Source organism: Roseibaca calidilacus (assembly GCF_001517585.1).
GTDB lineage: Bacteria > Pseudomonadota > Alphaproteobacteria > Rhodobacterales > Rhodobacteraceae > Roseinatronobacter > Roseinatronobacter calidilacus.
Map to the genome: position 1 here is coordinate 306192 of NZ_FBYC01000001.1, position 16441 is coordinate 322632.

The following is a 16441-nucleotide window of genomic DNA, read 5'->3' on the forward strand; positions in this document are numbered from 1 at the left end:
GTTCTTCGGTCTGGCTGCACTTCGGCCTGAATGCCGCATGCGTTGCGAATGTGACAGCCCTATCACGCGCGCTTGACAAAGCGTGAGTGTATCGGCCCAATTGTTTCAATTCCGCACCGATTGCAGCATGTCGCCCGGTTTTCCGAATTGACTTGGCCGCGTCGCCCCTGTAACCCGCGCATCTGAGATTGATTGGCCGCCGATTCCGGCAGGATTTGTGCGTGCCTTACAGACCGTAATATGACTTACAAGGACGCCAAGCGATGAAACGCACATTCCAGCCCAGCAATCTGGTTCGCAAGCACCGTCACGGGTTCCGCGCGCGCATGGCCACCAAGGCTGGCCGCAAGATCATCAATGCGCGCCGCCGCATGGGCCGCAAGAAGCTGACGGCCTAAGCCGTCCGGCCCTGCGGGGCCGTGCCATGGGTGACCGCATGAATGCGCCGGGTTCAGACAGGGTGGGGAGCAGTGCCTCGCCCAAGTTTGGCCCGGTTTCTTCATGTGTGGCTGTTGAAACCCTGAAGCAGCGCGCGGATTTCCTGCGCGCGGCCAAGGCCAAGCGCGCGCCATGCCCGGCCTTTTTGCTGCAAGCGCGCGCGCGTGATGACGCGGCGCTGATCCGGGTGGGCTACACCTGTTCCAAGAAAATCGGCAATGCCGTTACCCGCAACCGTGCCAAGCGGCGCCTTCGGGCCATGGCGCGGCAGGTGATGGCGCAGCATGGGCGCCCCGGCTGGGATTATGTGCTGGTCGGCCGCCCCGGCGCGACGGTCAGCCACGACTTTGCTGCAATGGTCGCCGATCTGGAACGCGCGCTGGGCAAATTGCACGGGGGGACGAAATGACCCCTTTGGCGTGGATCGTCTCGCTTCCCATCCGGTTTTACCGCGTGGCGTTCAGCCCTTGGGTTGGCCATGGCTGCCGGTTCCAGCCCACCTGTTCGGCCTATGCGATGGAAGCGTTGGAGCGCCACGGCGCATTCAAGGGCACATGGCTGACCATCCGTCGCCTTGGCCGCTGTAACCCCTTGGGCAGTTCCGGCTATGACCCGGTTCCGGGTGCGGACCCCAAGCACGATGCCTGCAACTGCGGAAAGGACTGACATGTTCGACGATACCGACCTGCCGCCGCTGCTGCAAAACGCGCCCGATAGCACAGAGTTCCGCAAACTGCGCAAGCGCATCATCCGCGAAACCCGCGCGGCAATTGACCAATACGGCATGATAGAGCCGGGCGCGCGCTGGCTGGTCTGCCTGTCGGGGGGCAAGGACAGCTACACGCTGCTCGCGGCCCTCGTGGAGCTTCAATGGCGCGGGCTGTTGCCGGTTGATTTGCTGGCCTGCAATCTGGACCAAGGCCAGCCCGGTTTCCCGGCGACCGTGTTGCCGGAGTTTCTGACGCGCATGCAGGTGCCGCACCGCATTGAATACCAAGACACCTATTCCATCGTGATGGACAAGGTGCCGGCGGGGCGCACCTATTGCGCGCTGTGCTCGCGGCTGCGGCGCGGCAACCTGTATCGGGTCGCGCGCGAAGAAGGATGCTCTGCGGTCGTGCTGGGCCACCACCGCGATGACCTGCTGGAAACCTTCTTCATGAACTTGTTCCATGGTGGGCGCGTGGCCACGATGCCGCCCAAGCTGGTGAACGAGGAAGGCGATTTGTTCGTCTACCGCCCTTTGGCCTTCGTCGCAGAGGAAGATTGCGACCGGTTCGCCCGGGCCATGAATTATCCGATTATTCCCTGTGATCTGTGCGGCTCTCAGGACGGCTTGCAGCGCATGCAGGTCAAAGCGCTGCTGAACGAGTGGGAAAAGCGCACGCCCGGACGCCGCAACAAGATGTTCCGCGCGCTGCTGAACGTGCGCCCCTCGCATATGCCCGACCCAGAGTTGTTCGACTTTCTTGGCCTTGCGCGCGGGCAGGCCGGGCAGGATGATCCGCTCTGAGCAGAATGTGACGCCGCATTTTCGGGAAAACCGCTTGACCTTTGTGCGCCCCTTCTGTTGAACCGGGCGCGAGTGCCGCATTGATAGGAACGCCCCTTCCATGGACGATCAGAATCGCAATCTTCTTCTGGCCTTCGCGCTGTCCTTGCTGGTTCTTGTCGGCTGGATGTATATGTTCCCGCCCCCCGAAACGACCGCACCTGCCACGCAGGATGCCGCAGATCTGACCCTGCCCCCGGCAGAGGGCGCGCAAACCATGGCAGAGGCGGACGCCCCCGCCGCCGAAGAGTTGCCCCGCGTGAGCATAGAGACGCCGCGCCTGAAGGGGTCCATCAATATGCTGGGCGGGCGGATCGACGATCTGTCGATGAAAGACTATTTCGAAACGACCGACCCGGATTCTGACATCGTTCATCTGCTGACGCCCGAAGGCCAGAATGAAGCCTTCTACGCGATGCAAGGCTGGCGCCCCGGTCGCGACATGACGTGGGACGACGTGCCCGGCGCGAATACGCCTTGGCAGGTGGTCGAAGGCAGCACGCTATCCCCCGACAGCCCTGTGACGATTGCATGGGAGAATGGGGCGGGCCTGCGCTTTACCCGGACCTTCGCGGTGGATGAGAATTACATGTTCACCATCACGCAGGCGGTGGAAAACACCGGCACCGACACCGCGCGCATGGCCCCTTACAGCCTGCTGTCGCGCCATGGCGAACCGTCGGATCTGGAAAACTTCTTCATCAGCCATGAAGGGTTTATCGAGGTCGCGGATGGCACCCTGACCGAAGAAGATTACGGCGCGGTGCGCGATTTCCGCGTGGATGAGCGCGAAGGCACCCATGCGCGCGTGGTCGATGTGCAGGAAAACGGCTGGCTGGGCATTGCCGACAAATACTGGATGGCGATGATCGTGCCCGTGCCGGGCGAGAGCTTTTCCGCGGTTTCGCGCTATGTGCCTGCGCGCGATGTCTATCAGACCCGCGCAGACCTGCCATCTGTTACCGTTGGGCCGGGCGAGCGTGCCCAAGCGCAAACCATGCTGTTTGCCGGGGCAAAGGAATGGACCACCCTGCGCACCTATGAAGCAGAGTTGGGCATTGATCGGTTCATTGATGCGATCGACTGGGGCTGGTTCTTCTTCCTGACGAAACCCATTTTCGCGACGCTCTATTTCATCGAAGGGCTGATCGGGAACATGGGATGGTCGATCATCGTGTTGACCCTACTAATCAAGGCGGTTCTGCTGCCCTTGGCGTGGAAATCCTATGTCAGCATGGCACGGATGAAGGAACTTCAGCCCGAAATGCTGGCGCTGAAAGAACGCGCGGGCGACGACCGCCAGAAGCTTCAGACGGAAATGATGAAGCTGTATAAGGAAAAGAAGGTCAACCCGGCGGCGGGCTGTTTGCCGATCCTGCTGCAAATCCCGATCTTCTTTTCGCTATATAAGGTGATCTTCGTCACCATCGATTTGCGCCATGCCGAATGGTTCGGCGTGTTCAACGACCTGTCGGCACCCGACCCCACCTCGATCTTCAACCTGTTTGGGGTCTTTCCGTGGGACGCGCCCGCACCCGACAGCTTCCTGTCGCTGATCTTCATCGGGATCTTGCCGATCTTCCTTGGCATTTCGATGTTCTTCCAGATGCGCCTGAACCCCGCCCCGACAGAGCCGATCCAGCAAGCTGTCATGACCTGGATGCCATGGATGTTCATGTTCATGCTGGGCTGGTTCGCGTCGGGTCTGGTGCTGTACTGGATCGCGAACAACACGATCACGTTCATCCAGCAGTATTCGATCATGACCATGCACGGGTCACGACCGGACCTGCTGGGCAATCTTGGCGTGAAAAAGAAGAAGAGTTAGCGGATGGGATGGCGGCTGGCGCATATCTTCCGCCATCCCATAAAGGCGCATGGGCGGGAGGGGTTGGACGCGGTGGACCTGACAGAGGGCCGCTGCTTGCCCATGGACCGGCATTGGGCGGTCGCGCATGACGCGGCCATGCTGATGCCGGGCTGGAACCCGTGCACGAATTTCACGCGCGGGGCCAAGACCTCTGCGCTACAAGCGATCAACGCGGCTTGGGACGGGGCGCGCCTGACGCTGACCCATCCTAACCTTGCACCGCTGAGCTTTGACCCCGAAACGCCAGAAGGCGAGGCCGCGTTCCTTGCTTGGGTGCGCCCGCTGCATGATAGCAGTCGCGCCGGCCCTGCCAAACTGGTCAAGGCCGGGCGCGGGATGACGGATACCGATTTCGAATCCGTTTCAATCCTGAACCTTGCGTCCAATGCCGCTTTGGGAGCGCAGATCGGGGCAGACCTTGGGCTGGACCGCTGGCGCGCGAACCTGTGGCTGGACGGGATGGACGCTTGGGCCGAATGCGACCTTATTGGCCGCGAATTGACCATCGGGGCCGCGCGTCTGCGTGTGGTGGAACCCATCGGCCGTTGTCGCGCCACGATGGTGGATTGTGCCACTGGGCAAATAGACCATGACACGCTGAAAGCCCTGCGCACCGCGCGCGGCGACACCAATTTCGGCGTTTATGCGACCGTCATCCAATCCGGCCCCATTCGTGCGGGCGATAGCGTGGAGATTGCCGCATGACCGCGCTGCCCTTCCCCTTGGCCCCAGAGGCCGATGCCCAAAGCCTTGAACAAGGGCGCAAGCTGCTGACCGGGCAGGTGGAATTCCTGAAAGGCGTGGTCGCCATGGACGGGCTGCCCCCGGATGACCGGCTGGAAGTGTGCTTCGCCGGGCGCTCGAACGTGGGCAAGTCCAGCCTTATCAATGCGCTGACCGGGCGGCGGGCCATTGCGCGCACCTCGAACACGCCGGGGCGCACGCAGGAAATCAACTTCTTCACCGCGGGCGACAGCCATTACCTTGTGGACCTGCCGGGTTACGGTTTCGCCAAAGCGCCCATCCCGGTTGTGGAAAAATGGCAGCGCCTGCTAAAAGCATACCTGTCGGGCCGCGCCACGCTGCGCCGTGCATTCTTGCTGGTTGACATGCGCCATGGCGTGAAAGACGTGGATGCAGAGATCATGCGCATGCTCGACAGTGCCGCCGTGACCTTTCAGGTGGTGCTGACCAAGGCCGACAAGATCGGCACCGCCGCGCGCGATAAAACGCTGGCCCAAGTGCGAGAGAAACTTGCCAAACACCCTGCCGCCTATCCGGAACTTGTCGTAACCTCGTCCGAGACTGGCGACGGCATTGCAAATCTGCGCGCCATTATCGCTGGTCTGACTTGATGAAGAAGCAAAAGCCCATGTCCCAAGATTGGTTTGCCACCGCTCGCACCCTGTCAGAGGCTTTGCCCTATCTGCAACGCTATGCGGGGGCGATTGTGGTCATCAAGTTTGGTGGCCACGCCATGGGCGACACTGATGAAATGGCCAGCTTTGCCCGCGATATCGTGCTGATGCGCCAAGTGGGGGTGAACCCTGTCATCGTGCATGGCGGTGGCCCGATGATTAACGAAATGCTGGGCAAGTTGAACATCCAGTCCGATTTTGTGCGCGGCAAACGCGTGACCGATGCCGCGACCATGGAAGTGGTCGAAATGGTGCTGTCGGGGATGGTCAACAAGCGCATCGTGCAGGCCATTCAGGACGAAGGCGGGCGCGCGGTGGGCTTGTCGGGCAAGGATGGCGGCATGATTACATGCGAGGCCGACGACCCCGAACTGGGCCTTGTGGGCCGCCCGGTCGAGATTGACACAGACTTGCTGCACCACCTGTTCACGGGCGGGTTCATTCCGGTAATTGCCCCCTTGGGCATGGGCCAAGAGGGCGAGACTTACAACATCAACGGCGACACTGTCGCAGGCACGATCGCCGCCGCGTTGAAGGCCGACCGGCTGTTGTTGCTGACCGACACTGCCGGGGTGAAGGATGCCAATGGCGATGTCGTCACGCAGCTTTCGCCCGCGCATGTGCGCGCACTGACCGATCAAGGTGTGATCGCGGGGGGCATGATTCCGAAAACCGAAACCGCGCTGACGGCAATTGCAGGCGGTGTGCGCGCGGCAGTTATCATGGATGGGCGCGCGCCGAATGCCTGCTTGCTGGAATTGTTCACCGACCATGGTGCGGGCAGCATTATCCGCGACAGCGATCCGCTAATCCAACCCATGGCCTGACCATGGGCGGGCTGGCCCGGATGGAGCAGGCCGCCCAAGCGCAAGCTTTGCGTGTTGCGGGGCTGGTGCCCGAAGGCCGTGCCCCCATGCCCGACGGGCTACGCAGCATCGTGCTGCTGGCCCCGGATGAACCCGCTTTCTGGCCCCGATTCACCCAAAGCCCGGAATATCGCGATGGCGCGCCCGACCCGATGGACCGCTGGTCCATGCGCGTGATTGGCGCTTTGGCCGAGGAGTTGGGCGCGCAGGCGCTGTTCCCGTTCGGCACGCAACCGCCGCACCCGTTCTACACATGGGCGCTGGCATCGGGCCGCGTGTGGTCCTCGCCCGTGCAATTCTTGGTGGGGGCAGATGCGGGGCTATGGGCGTCCTATCGCGGGGCCCTGGGCTTGGCAGAGGCATTGGCGCCTTTGCCCGAGGCCGCGAAACCTTGCGACGCCTGCGCGCAGCCCTGTGCGACCGCTTGCCCTGTGGCCGCGCTGACCCCGGCAGGATATGACCTTGCAGCCTGTCATGCCTTTCTGGACACGCCCGCCGGGCAAGATTGCATGACCACAGGTTGCGCCGTGCGCCGTGTCTGCCCGGTGTCGCAGGCGCTTGGCCGCGACCCGGCCCAATCCGCTTTTCATATGAGGCATTTCCATCGATGACCCTGCGCCTGATCCTGAGCCGCCACGCCAAATCCGACTGGGACAATCCGCTCGACAGCGATCACACCCGCCCGCTCAGTGCGCGCGGGCTGGATGCCGCGCCGCGCATCGGGCGTTGGCTGGCGGAAACGGGGTATCTGCCGGGGCAGGCGCTGGTGTCGGACGCCATGCGCACCCGCCAGACATGGGACCTGATCGCGCAGGAACTGCCCAACGCCCCGGCCGCAGCTTTTGACAATTTCCTGTATCTGGCGGGGCCGGACGTGCTGATGGGGCGTTTGCGGCAGGCCAGTGCGCCTTGCGTTATCGTGATTGCGCATAACCCCGGTATTGCCGAATTTGCGCATCGGCTGCTTGCCGTCCCGATGGCGCATCCCGGCTTCAACGGGTTTCCGACCTGCGCCACGCTGGTGGCCGAGTTCTATGCCCCTGACTGGGCGCAGCTGGAGTTTGGCACCGGGCGCGGCGTGGATTTCACTGTTCCGCGCGACCTGCTTTAGCGGCGGCGCATGACCGCCATCTGGCTTGGCCCGCCAAGCATGGGGTGTTGCCCGCCCAGATCGGCGAATGTCACGTCATAGCCATGGGCTGCTGCCATGCGCCCGGCCCAAGTGCGAAACTTTGCGCGCGGCCATTCGAATTTGTGGTCCGGGTGGCGGAACCTGTGGGCGGGCACGCCCAAAAGCGGGTTGAATTCGGCATTGGGCGTGGTCACGACAATTTTGGCGGGGCGCAGGGTGCGGCACACCGCGCGTTCCAGCTTTGACAGGTGGGATGGGTCCAGATGTTCGATCACCTCGACCAATGCCGCACAGTCGAACCCAGCCAAATCGGCCGGCGGATCCAATACAGAGGCCAGCCGCAATTCAGCCCCGTTCAGCCGTTGGCGCAGCCGCGCAAGCGAGCCGTGACAGGTATCGCAGCCCACCAGCCGCGACAGGCCCGGCATAGCCGCCAGCCGCAGCATCAGCTCTCCATCGCCGCAGCCAAGGTCAAGAACTGTGGTGGGTTGGTCGCGCGTAACCTCTGATACGACTGCCGCCAGGCGTTCTTGGTGCAGGACGGTTGTCATCTGGCCGGGTCACGCTTTGGCAAAGGTTCGTTGAAAGTGCCGCGCGTGGCCGGTCGAAACAGGCCCATCACGGCAAGGTCAACACGCGATCAATGCACGCTGACGGGTTCGAAATCGTTCTGGCGGGCCATGACGAATGCCATGGTGCGGTTCGACACCAACGCCAGTTGGTCGCCCTCTTCATGGTGGATCGCATAAATCTCTGTCACGCCGCCAAGCTGGTTGCGGATGTCGTCGGGCAGGTCAGCGACCTGCACGGGCCGGACATAGGCAATGGGCCGCGTGCTGTGCAGATTCGGGAATTTGGTGTTCATCTGTGTCTCCCTCTTACTTGCGGTCGATGCGGATGGTCTGGACGGTTTCTTCCGGTTCAAGGCGTTTCAGGTCGATATGCAGCAACCCGTCGGACAGCTGCGCGCGCGCCACGTCCACGCCATCGCCCAAGGCAAAGACGCGCTGAAACTGGCGTGCCGCGATGCCCCGGTGCAGGAAAACGCGGTCCTCGGTCCCGGCATCACATTGCTGGCCGCGCACGACAAGCTGTCGGCCTTCCAGCGTGATCGACAGGTCATCCTCTCCGAACCCGGCCAGCGCAAGGGTAATGCGGAAACTGTGCTCGCCCGTCACCTCTATGTTGAAGGGCGGATACCCGTCTGCACTGCTGCGTGCGGTTCGTTCCACCAGCCGTTCCAATTGGTCAAACCCCAGCAAAAGCGGGTGCGAGGGAAAGGTGAGCTTGCTCATCAGCGATGTCCTTGTGCAAAAAGCGACGGTGCCGCGGGTCCCGATTTCGGCAACCCGTTGCTAAAGATATGGGGGTAGGGGCTTTATTCTGCAAGCTTGGCCAACAGGGGCTTTTGTCACAGCGGGTTCCGGGCTAGGCTAAGAAAAAACAACGGTAGTCCCGGACATGAACGCCCCCCATGAACTGAGCCATGAAGAGGTGTTGCGCCTGAAACTGGAAGTTTTTAAGCGCAAACACCGCGATCTGGATGAGGCGATTGCCGCGCTTCAGGCGCAGGGGCCGAATACGGCCTTGACGGTGCAGCGTTTCAAAAAGGAAAAACTGATCCTGAAGGACGAAATCGCCCGGATTGAGGACGAACTGACGCCCGACATTATCGCCTGAGGCAATTGCGCCTGTGGGGCGGCCTTGTATAAGGCGACAAGAAGCGTGACGGGGGTGCAGATGGCGCAAGTGCAAGTCGGGATCATCATGGGCAGCCAGTCGGATTGGCCGACCATGCGCGAGGCGGCCGCAATTCTGGATGAGTTGGGCGTGGCCTATGAAACGCGCATCGTGTCAGCCCATCGCACGCCGGACCGCTTGTGGGAGTATGGGCGCGCAGCGGTGTCGCGCGGGTTGCAGGTGATTATCGCAGGTGCGGGCGGGGCGGCGCATCTGCCCGGCATGATGGCGTCGAAAACCCGTGTGCCAGTGATCGGTGTGCCGGTGCAGACACGGGCGCTGGCCGGGGTCGATAGCCTGTATTCCATCGTGCAGATGCCGCGTGGCTACCCGGTGGCGACCATGGCCATTGGCGGCGCGGCCAATGCCGGGCTGATGGCAGCGGGCATTTTGGCATTGCAGGATGCCGCGCTGGCTGACCGCTTGGATGCGTGGCGCGCCGCATTGTCCGAGTCCATCCCAGAGGTGCCCACGGATGACTGATATTCTGCCGCAAGGCGCAACCATCGGTATTCTGGGCGGCGGCCAGTTGGGGCGCATGTTGTCGGTGGCGGCCAGCCGATTGGGCTATCGCTGCCATGTGTATGATCCCGGCGCAAATCCGCCGGCGGGCGATGTCTGCGCGCAGGTCACGACCGCGCCATGGGATGATGCCGCGGCGCTTCGGGCCTTCGCGGCCTCTGTCGATGTCATCACCTTCGAGTTCGAGAATATCCCAACCGCCACCTTGGACCTGCTGGAAGCGGCCAAGCCCATTCGTCCGGACCGCCGCGCGCTGTCCGTGTCGCAAGATCGGCTGACGGAAAAGCAATTCCTGCGCGATCTGGGCCTGATGACCGCGCCGTTCCTGCCAGTGTCGGATGCGGCCAGCCTGACAGATGCGGTGGCGCAGATCGGCACACCTGCGATCCTGAAAACCCGCCGCATGGGCTATGATGGCAAAGGGCAAGCGCGGATCATGTCCGCCGCGGATGCGCCGAATGCGCTGGCCGAAGTGGTCGGGGCAGAGGCGATCCTTGAAGGGTTCGTCCATTTCAGCCACGAAGTGTCGGTCATTGCCGCGCGCGGTCTGGATGGCCAAGTTGCGGCCTATGATCCGGGCGAAAACCTGCATCAAGATGGTATCTTGCGCCAGACAACAGTCCCCGCGCGGCTGTCCGGATCGCAACGCGCCGATGCGGTGCTGCTGGCGGGGCGCATCCTGAACGCGCTTGATTATGTCGGCGTGATGGGGGTTGAGCTGTTCGTGACCCCGCAAGGGCTGGTGGTGAATGAAATCGCGCCGCGCGTGCATAATTCCGGCCATTGGACGCAGAATGGTTGCACCGTGGACCAGTTCGAACAGCATATCCGCGCGATCACCGGCCTGCCCTTGGGGGATGCAGGGCGCCATGCCGATGTGGTTATGGAAAACCTGATCGGTGACGACATGGACCGCGTGCCAGAGCTGCTGGCCGCGCGTGATGTGGCGCTGCACCTGTATGGCAAGACGGAACGCCGCGCCGGGCGCAAGATGGGGCATGCAAACCGGGTTGTGGGCCGCGGCTAAGTTTGCCGATTTGCGGATGCCGCTGTGTCAGCCCGCATCCAGCGTGCGCGTGATTTCGGCCAACAGGGCTTCCAACTCTGTGCGCAAGGCGGGGTTCGCGGCACCTTCGGCGGCACCCAAGCCTTCACCAAGGCTGGCCGCATAGGCCACGCGGTTGGCGATCTGCGTTTCGGCAAGATCGGCGGCCAGCCCTTTGGCGGCTTCCGAAATTTCTGCGCCCAGCTTGGTGCCCGCGCGCGCGCGATTCAGCACCAGCAGCACCTCGCGCCCCTCGCGGCGGGCCAGATCCAATACGCCATCGGTGGCCCAAAGGTCGACATGGCTGGACGCGATGGGCACCAGCACCAGATCAGCCGCGCGCAAAGCCGGGCGCAAATCGCTATCGGCCTTGGGCGGCGTGTCGATGATAACGAAATCCGCCATGTCGCGCAGCTTGCCAACCTCGTAGCCCACCCCCCAAGCAGAGGATGTCGAGAACTCCATGCCATTTGCGCGACCCGCCTCGTGACGGGTCATGAACCAACGTCCCAAAGACCCTTGCGGATCGGTGTCCAGAAACGCAACCGAATGCCCGGCGCGGACCAACATGACCCCAAGGTTAACCGCAAGCGTGGTCTTGCCGGATCCGCCTTTTTGCTGCGCGACGGTGATAACCTTGCCTTTGGCCATGGTTTGCTCCTTTTGCTGCGGCGCAGCATAACGGATTTGTAACGCCATTGCACGCGCTATCTCAGGCGCGGTCATCCTTGGGCGAGCCCATGACCACCATCGTCGTCAGTGTGTTCAGATACGGGAACGCACCAAGATATTCTGTATGGAAATGCTTGTAGGCGGGAAGGTCGCGCGCTTCGACCCGCAGCAGATATTCGACCGTCCCGGTAATGTTGTGACATTCGCGCACTTGCGGGGCGGCGCGCATCAGCCGCTCGAATTCTGCCTGCGCGGCTTTGGTGTGCTGCGACAAGCCCACGGTCACATAGGCAACAAAGCCGGTCCCGGTTTTCGCCGGGTCCACCACCGCGCGGTAGCCGGTTATGATGCCCCGGCGCTCCATATCCTGCACGCGGCGCAAACAAGCAGAGGGCGACAGGCCCACGCGGTCCGCCAGTTCCAGATTCGGGATGCGCCCCTCGCGTTGCAAGATGCGCAATATATGGTGGGATTTCTCGTCCAGATCGCTCATCAATTGCAAAAATACCGCAACCAGCACAAATATTGCAACCAGAATGCAGCGTAGCGGCGCTAGATTGCGCGAACGCGCCAAACTGCGCAAAAAGAGCCCCAAATGACGTTCGAGATATTCGCAGCCCTTCTGACCTTCGCTTTCGTTACCGCCGTCACACCGGGGCCGAATAACGTTATGCTTATGGCCTCTGGCGTCAATTTCGGCTTTCGCCGCACCATTCCGCATATGGCGGGCGTGGCCTTGGGGCATGCTTTCATGGTGTTTCTGGTCGGCGTCGGGCTGATGGGCGCGTTTATCAGCTACCCGCCCTTGCAGATGGCGCTCAAGGTTGTCTCTGCGCTATACATGCTGTGGCTGGCATGGAAAATCGCAACCGCCGTACCGCCTTCGGGCGCCAAGGCCGAAGGTAACCCCCTGACCTTTTTGCAAGCCGCCGCGTTCCAATGGGTAAACCCCAAGGCTTGGATCATATCATTGGCGGCGGTGGCGATCTATGCCCCCGATCAGCAATTCGGCGCAGTGGCTTGGGTGGCTTTGGGGTTCCTGAGCGTTGGCTGGCTGACAACCGTCATCTGGACCGCTGTCGGGGTTAGCCTGCGCCGTCTGCTGACCCGCCCAAGCTGGCTGCGCCTGTTTAACTACACGATGGCGGCGTTGCTTCTGGCCTCGCTTTACCCGGTTCTGTTTCAGGGCTGAAAGGCTTGCGTGGACCAAGACGCGCGGCTAGTCTTTGCCCCGGACCCGTCAGGGCCCCACGAAAAACACACACATATCCTTGGGAGGATACCATGACATTCAAGGCAACGGCCCTCGTGGCCGCAGCGGCGCTTATGGCGGCACCGGTCGCGGCGCAGGAACTGTCTATCGCAACAGGCGGCACGGGCGGGGTGTATTTCCCCTATGGTGGCGGTCTGGCAGAGGTGATCTCGAACCATATCGATGGGGCATCCGCCAGCGCCGAAGTGACAGGGGCATCGGTCGAAAACGTGGCGCTGATCGCGCGCGGCGACAGCGACATTGCCATCGCATTGGCCGATACCGTTTATGGCGCCTATAATGGCACCGGTGCATTCGAAGGCCGTCAGGTCGGCGAATTGCGCGCTTTGGCCTCTATCTATCCCAACGCGGTGCAGATCGTGACATTGGCAGATAGCGGTATTTCCAGCTTGGATGACCTGCGCGGCAAGCGCGTGTCCGTCGGCGCACCGGGGTCAGGCACCGAAGTCAGCGCGCAGACATTGCTGGAAGCCAATGGCATCACCTATGATGACTTCGACGAACAGCGCCTGAACTTCAACGAAACCGCTGACGCGCTGCGCGATGGTGACATTGACGCAGGTTTCTGGAGCGTGGGCCCGCCCACCTCGTCCATCCTGAACCTTGCGACCACGCGCGACATTACGCTTGTCCCGCTGTCCAGCGACCAGATTGCCGCCGCGATCGAGGTTGAGGCGACCTTCGCCCCCTACACGCTGCGCGAAGGTTTGTATGACGGCGTGGATATGGCGGTTGCGACCATTTCCACCCCGAATGTGCTGATCGTTCACGCCGATATGGACGAGGAACTGGCCTATAACATCACCAAGGCGATGTATGAAAACGTGGAAGAGCTGATCGCCATTCACCCGGCCGCGAATGACACCACGTTGGAGTTCTCTGTCGCGGCAACGCCCATCCCCTTCCACCCCGGCGCGCTGCGCTATCTGGAAGAAGTGGGTGCGGATGTGCAGGATCGTCAGCGTCCGTGACGGTTTGGGCAATCGGGCGGCCAGTTTTGGCCGCCCTTTTCATGGCCTTGCCAGCCCATGCGAGCGATGCGCTGCAAGCCGTCACGCAAGACGGGCATATTGTGGCCGAATTGCCCTTTGACGGGGGTGAAATTTGCCTGACATGGGCGCATTCCGTTAGCGGCGGGGCTGTGGCCGATTGCTTTGCCGCGCGCGATGGGCGGTTGGTTCTGGTCGGCAGCTTCCTGCATGACTACGCCGCCGGGTTGGGAGAGGTCGCAAACCGTGGCCGGGTCATTCCGGCAGAGGGTGGCGGCTACTGGATTGTCGAGATTGATGAACCTATGCCCCCCGACGGTCTGCCCTTGCGCGTTGGTCCTGCCCGGGTTGGCCACAAACTGACTGGCGCGGCGGGCGTGATCGACCTGTCGGCCATTGCAGAAAATACACGTGTAACCTTGCGGGTTCGTCCCGAATAACCAAAGCGGAACCGTTCAGATGTCGCAAGCAGACCTGCAAGATGTGATCCCCGAATCGATGCGTTCGGCCGACGCGATTCAGCCGCGCTACGTTCTGTGGGCAATCACGCTGACCGGCGTCGCCTTGTCGCTGTTCCAGCTATACACCGCGGGCATCGAACCGCTGGGGCTGTTTTACCAACGAACGGCGCATCTGGGCTTTATCCTGTTCTTGGCGTTCCTGTTATTCCCGCTGACCGGCCAGTCACGCCGCCGCACATGGTGGGCATGGGGCATTGATGCGGTGTTTCTGGCCGCGTCGTTCCTGAGCGGGTTCTACATCATCTGGTATCTGGATGACATCATTGCGCGGGCAGGCTGGTGGTCGCAAGCCGATATCATTGTCGGGGTCATCTGCGTCATCGCCGTGCTAGAGGCCAGCCGCCGTGTCGTGGGGCTTGGCCTGACCATCATCGGGCTGGTCGCAATCCTTTATGCGCTGGCAGGCTCTCGCGGGGCGCTGCCTTGGCTGGGCGACATGATGCCGGGCATCCTGTCGCATCGCGGCGCCAGCCTAGACCGCTTGGTGGGTCAGCTTTACCTCGGTCAGGAAGGCATTTTCGGGCTGCCCTTGGGTGTGGCCGCGACCTATGTTTTCATGTTCGTGTTGTTCGGCGCGTTCTTGGAAAAGACCGGCGCGGGCAAGTTCTTCATCGACCTTGCCTTTGCCGCAACCGGGCGCAAGGCGGGCGGTCCGGCCAAGGCCGCCGTGATCGCCAGCGCCGGGATGGGGTCCATCTCTGGCTCTGCGATTGCCAATGTGGTCACGACCGGGGCCTTCACCATTCCGCTGATGAAGAAACTTGGCTACCGCCCCGCGCAGGCGGGGGGCGTCGAGGCTGCGGCCTCTACTGGCGGGCAAATCACGCCACCCTTGATGGGGGCAGGGGCCTTTCTGATCTCGGAATACACCCAGATTCCTTATGTCGATATTGTTCTGGTCTCTATCTTCCCGGCGATCCTGTATCTTGGGACCGTCTACCTGTTCGTGCATCTTGTTGCCATGAAGCAGGGCATGAAGGGTCTGCCCGCGTCGGAATTGCCGGTGGTGCGGCAGGTGCTGGCGGCAGGTTGGCAATTCATCGTGCCGCTGATTTTGCTGATCGTGCTGCTGGTCAACAGCATCTCGCCCATGCGGGTGGGGTTCTGGGCGATCATTTCGGTCATCGCCATGGCGGGCCTTCGCGGCGCTTGGGCGCTTTATGCCGATGGGCCAATGACCGGCGCGCGCATCCGCGAGTCTGTCATGCGGGGCATTCGCATGGTCTTTGAATCGCTGGAACTGGGCGCGCGCAATGCCGTGGCGGTGTCCATTGCCTGCGCGGTGGCAGGCATCATCGTGGGTGTTGTGGGCCTGACCGGGTTGGGGCTGAAATTCAGCTCCATGATGATCTCGCTCTCGGGCGGCAATATCGTGATTGCTTTGGGGCTGGTGCTGATCGCCTCACTGATCCTTGGCTTGGGCCTGCCCGTCACGGCCAGCTATATCGTGCTGATCGTGCTGGTCGGCCCGGCGCTGAACACCGAATTCGGCATTCCGCTTCTGATCGCGCATCTGGTCGTGTTCTGGTATTCCCAAGACAGCAATGTCACGCCCCCGGTGGCGCTGGCAGGCTTTGCGGGCGCGGCGATTGCCGGGGCCAAGCCCATGGAAACCAGCTTGCAAGCATGGAAATACGCCAAAGGGCTGTATCTGATCCCGGCTTTCATGGTGTTCAATCCAGAATTGATCCTTGGCGGGCCAGTGCCCTATGTCATCTGGATCGGCTTTAGCGCGGCGCTGGGGTTGGTTGCCTTTGCCGCCGCGATCGAGGGGTATCTGTTCGCGTCCATGAAAGCGTGGATGCGTCTGGCGCTGGTGCCGCCGATCATTGCCCTGTTCTGGCCCAGCTTTGCGGCGGAACTGGTCGGCGCGGCGGCTATTCTCGGGCTTCTGGGAATGAACTGGATGGCAGGGCGTCAGGACAGGACAGTTCTTGCGCCAGAAACCGCTCGAACGCGTCCAGATTGACGGCATCATATTGGCCGAAAGCCTGCATCCAGACCGATGCCTCGCGCAGGGCGTCGGGCTCCAGTTTGCACCATTTCACCCGGCCACGCTTTTCTTGGCTTATCAGCCCCGCATTGGCGAGGATAACCAGATGCTTGGACACGGCGGCCAGCGACATCTCGAACGGGTCGGCGACATCGGTCACGGCCATGTCGTCTTCCAAAAGCATGGCCAGAATGGCGCGCCGCGTGGGGTCGGCCAGCGCGGTAAAGACCAGATCAAGCGAGGGGGCGGGCGAAGTATCCATGGCCCTATCTTTCGTGTGTGGGCGCAAAGGTCAACTGAATGGTTGAATATGCTGCATGTGCACAACCTGCCTATCGCGCCCAAGCAATAATTTGGCTCGATAAAAAAAATCAATATTATCAATAATTTGCGGAAAATTCTGCGCCGCG

General features: G+C 62.0%; 23 protein-coding genes. 17 read left to right on the forward strand and 6 right to left on the reverse strand.

Annotation, left to right across the window (positions count from 1 at the left end; genetic code table 11):
* Window positions 1-263: 263 nt before the first annotated feature.
* From rpmH to AWT76_RS01380, 10 genes are all read left to right on the forward strand, one after another.
* On the forward strand, window positions 264-398 hold the full coding sequence (gene rpmH / locus AWT76_RS01335) for a 50S ribosomal protein L34 (RefSeq protein ID WP_072244369.1): 135 nt from the start codon (window positions 264-266) through the stop codon (window positions 396-398).
* 38 nt (window positions 399-436) lie between these two features.
* Window positions 437-847: a ribonuclease P protein component gene (rnpA, locus tag AWT76_RS01340; RefSeq protein WP_072244370.1), complete on the forward strand. Its 411-nt coding sequence runs from the start codon at window positions 437-439 to the stop codon at window positions 845-847.
* On the forward strand, window positions 844-1104 hold the full coding sequence (gene yidD / locus AWT76_RS01345; RefSeq protein WP_072244371.1) for a membrane protein insertion efficiency factor YidD: 261 nt from the start codon (window positions 844-846) through the stop codon (window positions 1102-1104). Before rnpA ends, yidD begins: the two co-directional genes overlap by 4 nt.
* Window position 1105: 1 nt before the next feature.
* Window positions 1106-1951, forward strand: a complete 846-nt coding sequence (gene ttcA, locus AWT76_RS01350; protein WP_072244372.1) for a tRNA 2-thiocytidine(32) synthetase TtcA — start codon at window positions 1106-1108, stop codon at window positions 1949-1951.
* A 100-nt stretch (window positions 1952-2051) separates the two neighbouring features.
* Window positions 2052-3818 (forward strand): membrane protein insertase YidC, encoded by a 1767-nt coding sequence (yidC, locus tag AWT76_RS01355; RefSeq protein WP_072244373.1) that lies wholly within the window; start codon window positions 2052-2054, stop codon window positions 3816-3818.
* A 3-nt stretch (window positions 3819-3821) separates the two neighbouring features.
* A complete protein-coding gene (locus tag AWT76_RS01360) occupies window positions 3822-4565 on the forward strand; it encodes an MOSC domain-containing protein (protein WP_072244374.1) in 744 nt (247 codons plus the stop codon).
* On the forward strand, window positions 4562-5215 hold the full coding sequence (gene yihA, locus AWT76_RS01365) for a ribosome biogenesis GTP-binding protein YihA/YsxC (protein WP_072244375.1): 654 nt from the start codon (window positions 4562-4564) through the stop codon (window positions 5213-5215). The genes AWT76_RS01360 and yihA overlap by 4 nt, the downstream gene beginning before the upstream one ends.
* 17 nt (window positions 5216-5232) lie before the next feature.
* On the forward strand, window positions 5233-6105 hold the full coding sequence (gene argB / locus AWT76_RS01370) for an acetylglutamate kinase (RefSeq protein WP_072244376.1): 873 nt from the start codon (window positions 5233-5235) through the stop codon (window positions 6103-6105).
* Between the two features lie 2 nt (window positions 6106-6107).
* On the forward strand, window positions 6108-6755 hold the full coding sequence (locus AWT76_RS01375) for a ferredoxin (RefSeq protein ID WP_072244377.1): 648 nt from the start codon (window positions 6108-6110) through the stop codon (window positions 6753-6755).
* Window positions 6752-7255, forward strand: a complete 504-nt coding sequence (locus AWT76_RS01380) for a SixA phosphatase family protein (protein WP_072244378.1) — start codon at window positions 6752-6754, stop codon at window positions 7253-7255. The genes AWT76_RS01375 and AWT76_RS01380 overlap by 4 nt, the downstream gene beginning before the upstream one ends.
* Here AWT76_RS01380 and AWT76_RS01385 read toward each other — a convergent pair.
* The 3 genes from AWT76_RS01385 to AWT76_RS01395 form a co-directional block, all read right to left on the reverse strand.
* Window positions 7252-7827, reverse strand: a complete 576-nt coding sequence (locus AWT76_RS01385; RefSeq protein WP_072244379.1) for a methyltransferase domain-containing protein — start codon at window positions 7825-7827, stop codon at window positions 7252-7254. The genes AWT76_RS01380 and AWT76_RS01385 overlap by 4 nt on opposite strands.
* A gap of 89 nt (window positions 7828-7916) precedes the next feature.
* A complete protein-coding gene (locus AWT76_RS01390; RefSeq protein ID WP_072244380.1) occupies window positions 7917-8141 on the reverse strand; it encodes a DUF1150 family protein in 225 nt (74 codons plus the stop codon).
* Between the two features lie 13 nt (window positions 8142-8154).
* Window positions 8155-8571 carry an Hsp20 family protein gene (locus AWT76_RS01395; RefSeq protein ID WP_072244381.1) on the reverse strand — a complete coding sequence of 139 codons (417 nt, stop codon included), beginning with the start codon at window positions 8569-8571 and terminating at the stop codon, window positions 8155-8157.
* Between the two features lie 166 nt (window positions 8572-8737).
* Here AWT76_RS01395 and AWT76_RS01400 point away from each other — a divergent pair, with 166 nt between their 5' ends.
* From AWT76_RS01400 to AWT76_RS01410, 3 genes are read left to right on the forward strand one after another with little or no spacing between them, the layout of a single operon-like run.
* Window positions 8738-8956 (forward strand): YdcH family protein, encoded by a 219-nt coding sequence (locus tag AWT76_RS01400; RefSeq protein ID WP_072244382.1) that lies wholly within the window; start codon window positions 8738-8740, stop codon window positions 8954-8956.
* 60 nt (window positions 8957-9016) lie between these two features.
* Window positions 9017-9499 (forward strand): 5-(carboxyamino)imidazole ribonucleotide mutase, encoded by a 483-nt coding sequence (gene purE / locus AWT76_RS01405; RefSeq protein WP_072244383.1) that lies wholly within the window; start codon window positions 9017-9019, stop codon window positions 9497-9499.
* Window positions 9492-10565 (forward strand): 5-(carboxyamino)imidazole ribonucleotide synthase, encoded by a 1074-nt coding sequence (locus AWT76_RS01410; protein ID WP_072244384.1) that lies wholly within the window; start codon window positions 9492-9494, stop codon window positions 10563-10565. The genes purE and AWT76_RS01410 overlap by 8 nt, the downstream gene beginning before the upstream one ends.
* 27 nt (window positions 10566-10592) lie before the next feature.
* On the opposite strand, the gene parA is transcribed toward AWT76_RS01410, so the two are convergent.
* On the reverse strand, window positions 10593-11234 hold the full coding sequence (gene parA / locus AWT76_RS01415) for a ParA family partition ATPase (protein ID WP_072244385.1): 642 nt from the start codon (window positions 11232-11234) through the stop codon (window positions 10593-10595).
* 61 nt (window positions 11235-11295) lie between these two features.
* A complete protein-coding gene (locus tag AWT76_RS01420) occupies window positions 11296-11748 on the reverse strand; it encodes an Lrp/AsnC family transcriptional regulator (protein ID WP_072244701.1) in 453 nt (150 codons plus the stop codon).
* A 102-nt stretch (window positions 11749-11850) separates the two neighbouring features.
* On the opposite strand from AWT76_RS01420, the gene AWT76_RS01425 reads away from it, so the two are divergent.
* The 4 genes from AWT76_RS01425 to AWT76_RS01440 all read left to right on the forward strand — a co-directional run bounded on the left by AWT76_RS01425 (window position 11851) and on the right by AWT76_RS01440 (window position 16007).
* Window positions 11851-12447 (forward strand): LysE family translocator, encoded by a 597-nt coding sequence (locus tag AWT76_RS01425; protein WP_072244386.1) that lies wholly within the window; start codon window positions 11851-11853, stop codon window positions 12445-12447.
* A gap of 92 nt (window positions 12448-12539) precedes the next feature.
* Window positions 12540-13499: a TAXI family TRAP transporter solute-binding subunit gene (locus AWT76_RS01430; protein ID WP_072244387.1), complete on the forward strand. Its 960-nt coding sequence runs from the start codon at window positions 12540-12542 to the stop codon at window positions 13497-13499.
* Window positions 13496-13957 carry a DUF1850 domain-containing protein gene (locus AWT76_RS01435; RefSeq protein WP_245638745.1) on the forward strand — a complete coding sequence of 154 codons (462 nt, stop codon included), beginning with the start codon at window positions 13496-13498 and terminating at the stop codon, window positions 13955-13957. The genes AWT76_RS01430 and AWT76_RS01435 overlap by 4 nt, the downstream gene beginning before the upstream one ends.
* Window positions 13958-13976: 19 nt before the next feature.
* On the forward strand, window positions 13977-16007 hold the full coding sequence (locus AWT76_RS01440; protein WP_072244388.1) for a TRAP transporter permease: 2031 nt from the start codon (window positions 13977-13979) through the stop codon (window positions 16005-16007).
* Here the strand turns inward: AWT76_RS01440 and AWT76_RS01445 are convergent.
* A complete protein-coding gene (locus AWT76_RS01445) occupies window positions 15916-16293 on the reverse strand; it encodes an ArsR/SmtB family transcription factor (RefSeq protein ID WP_072244389.1) in 378 nt (125 codons plus the stop codon). The genes AWT76_RS01440 and AWT76_RS01445 overlap by 92 nt on opposite strands.
* Window positions 16294-16441 lie beyond the last annotated feature (148 nt).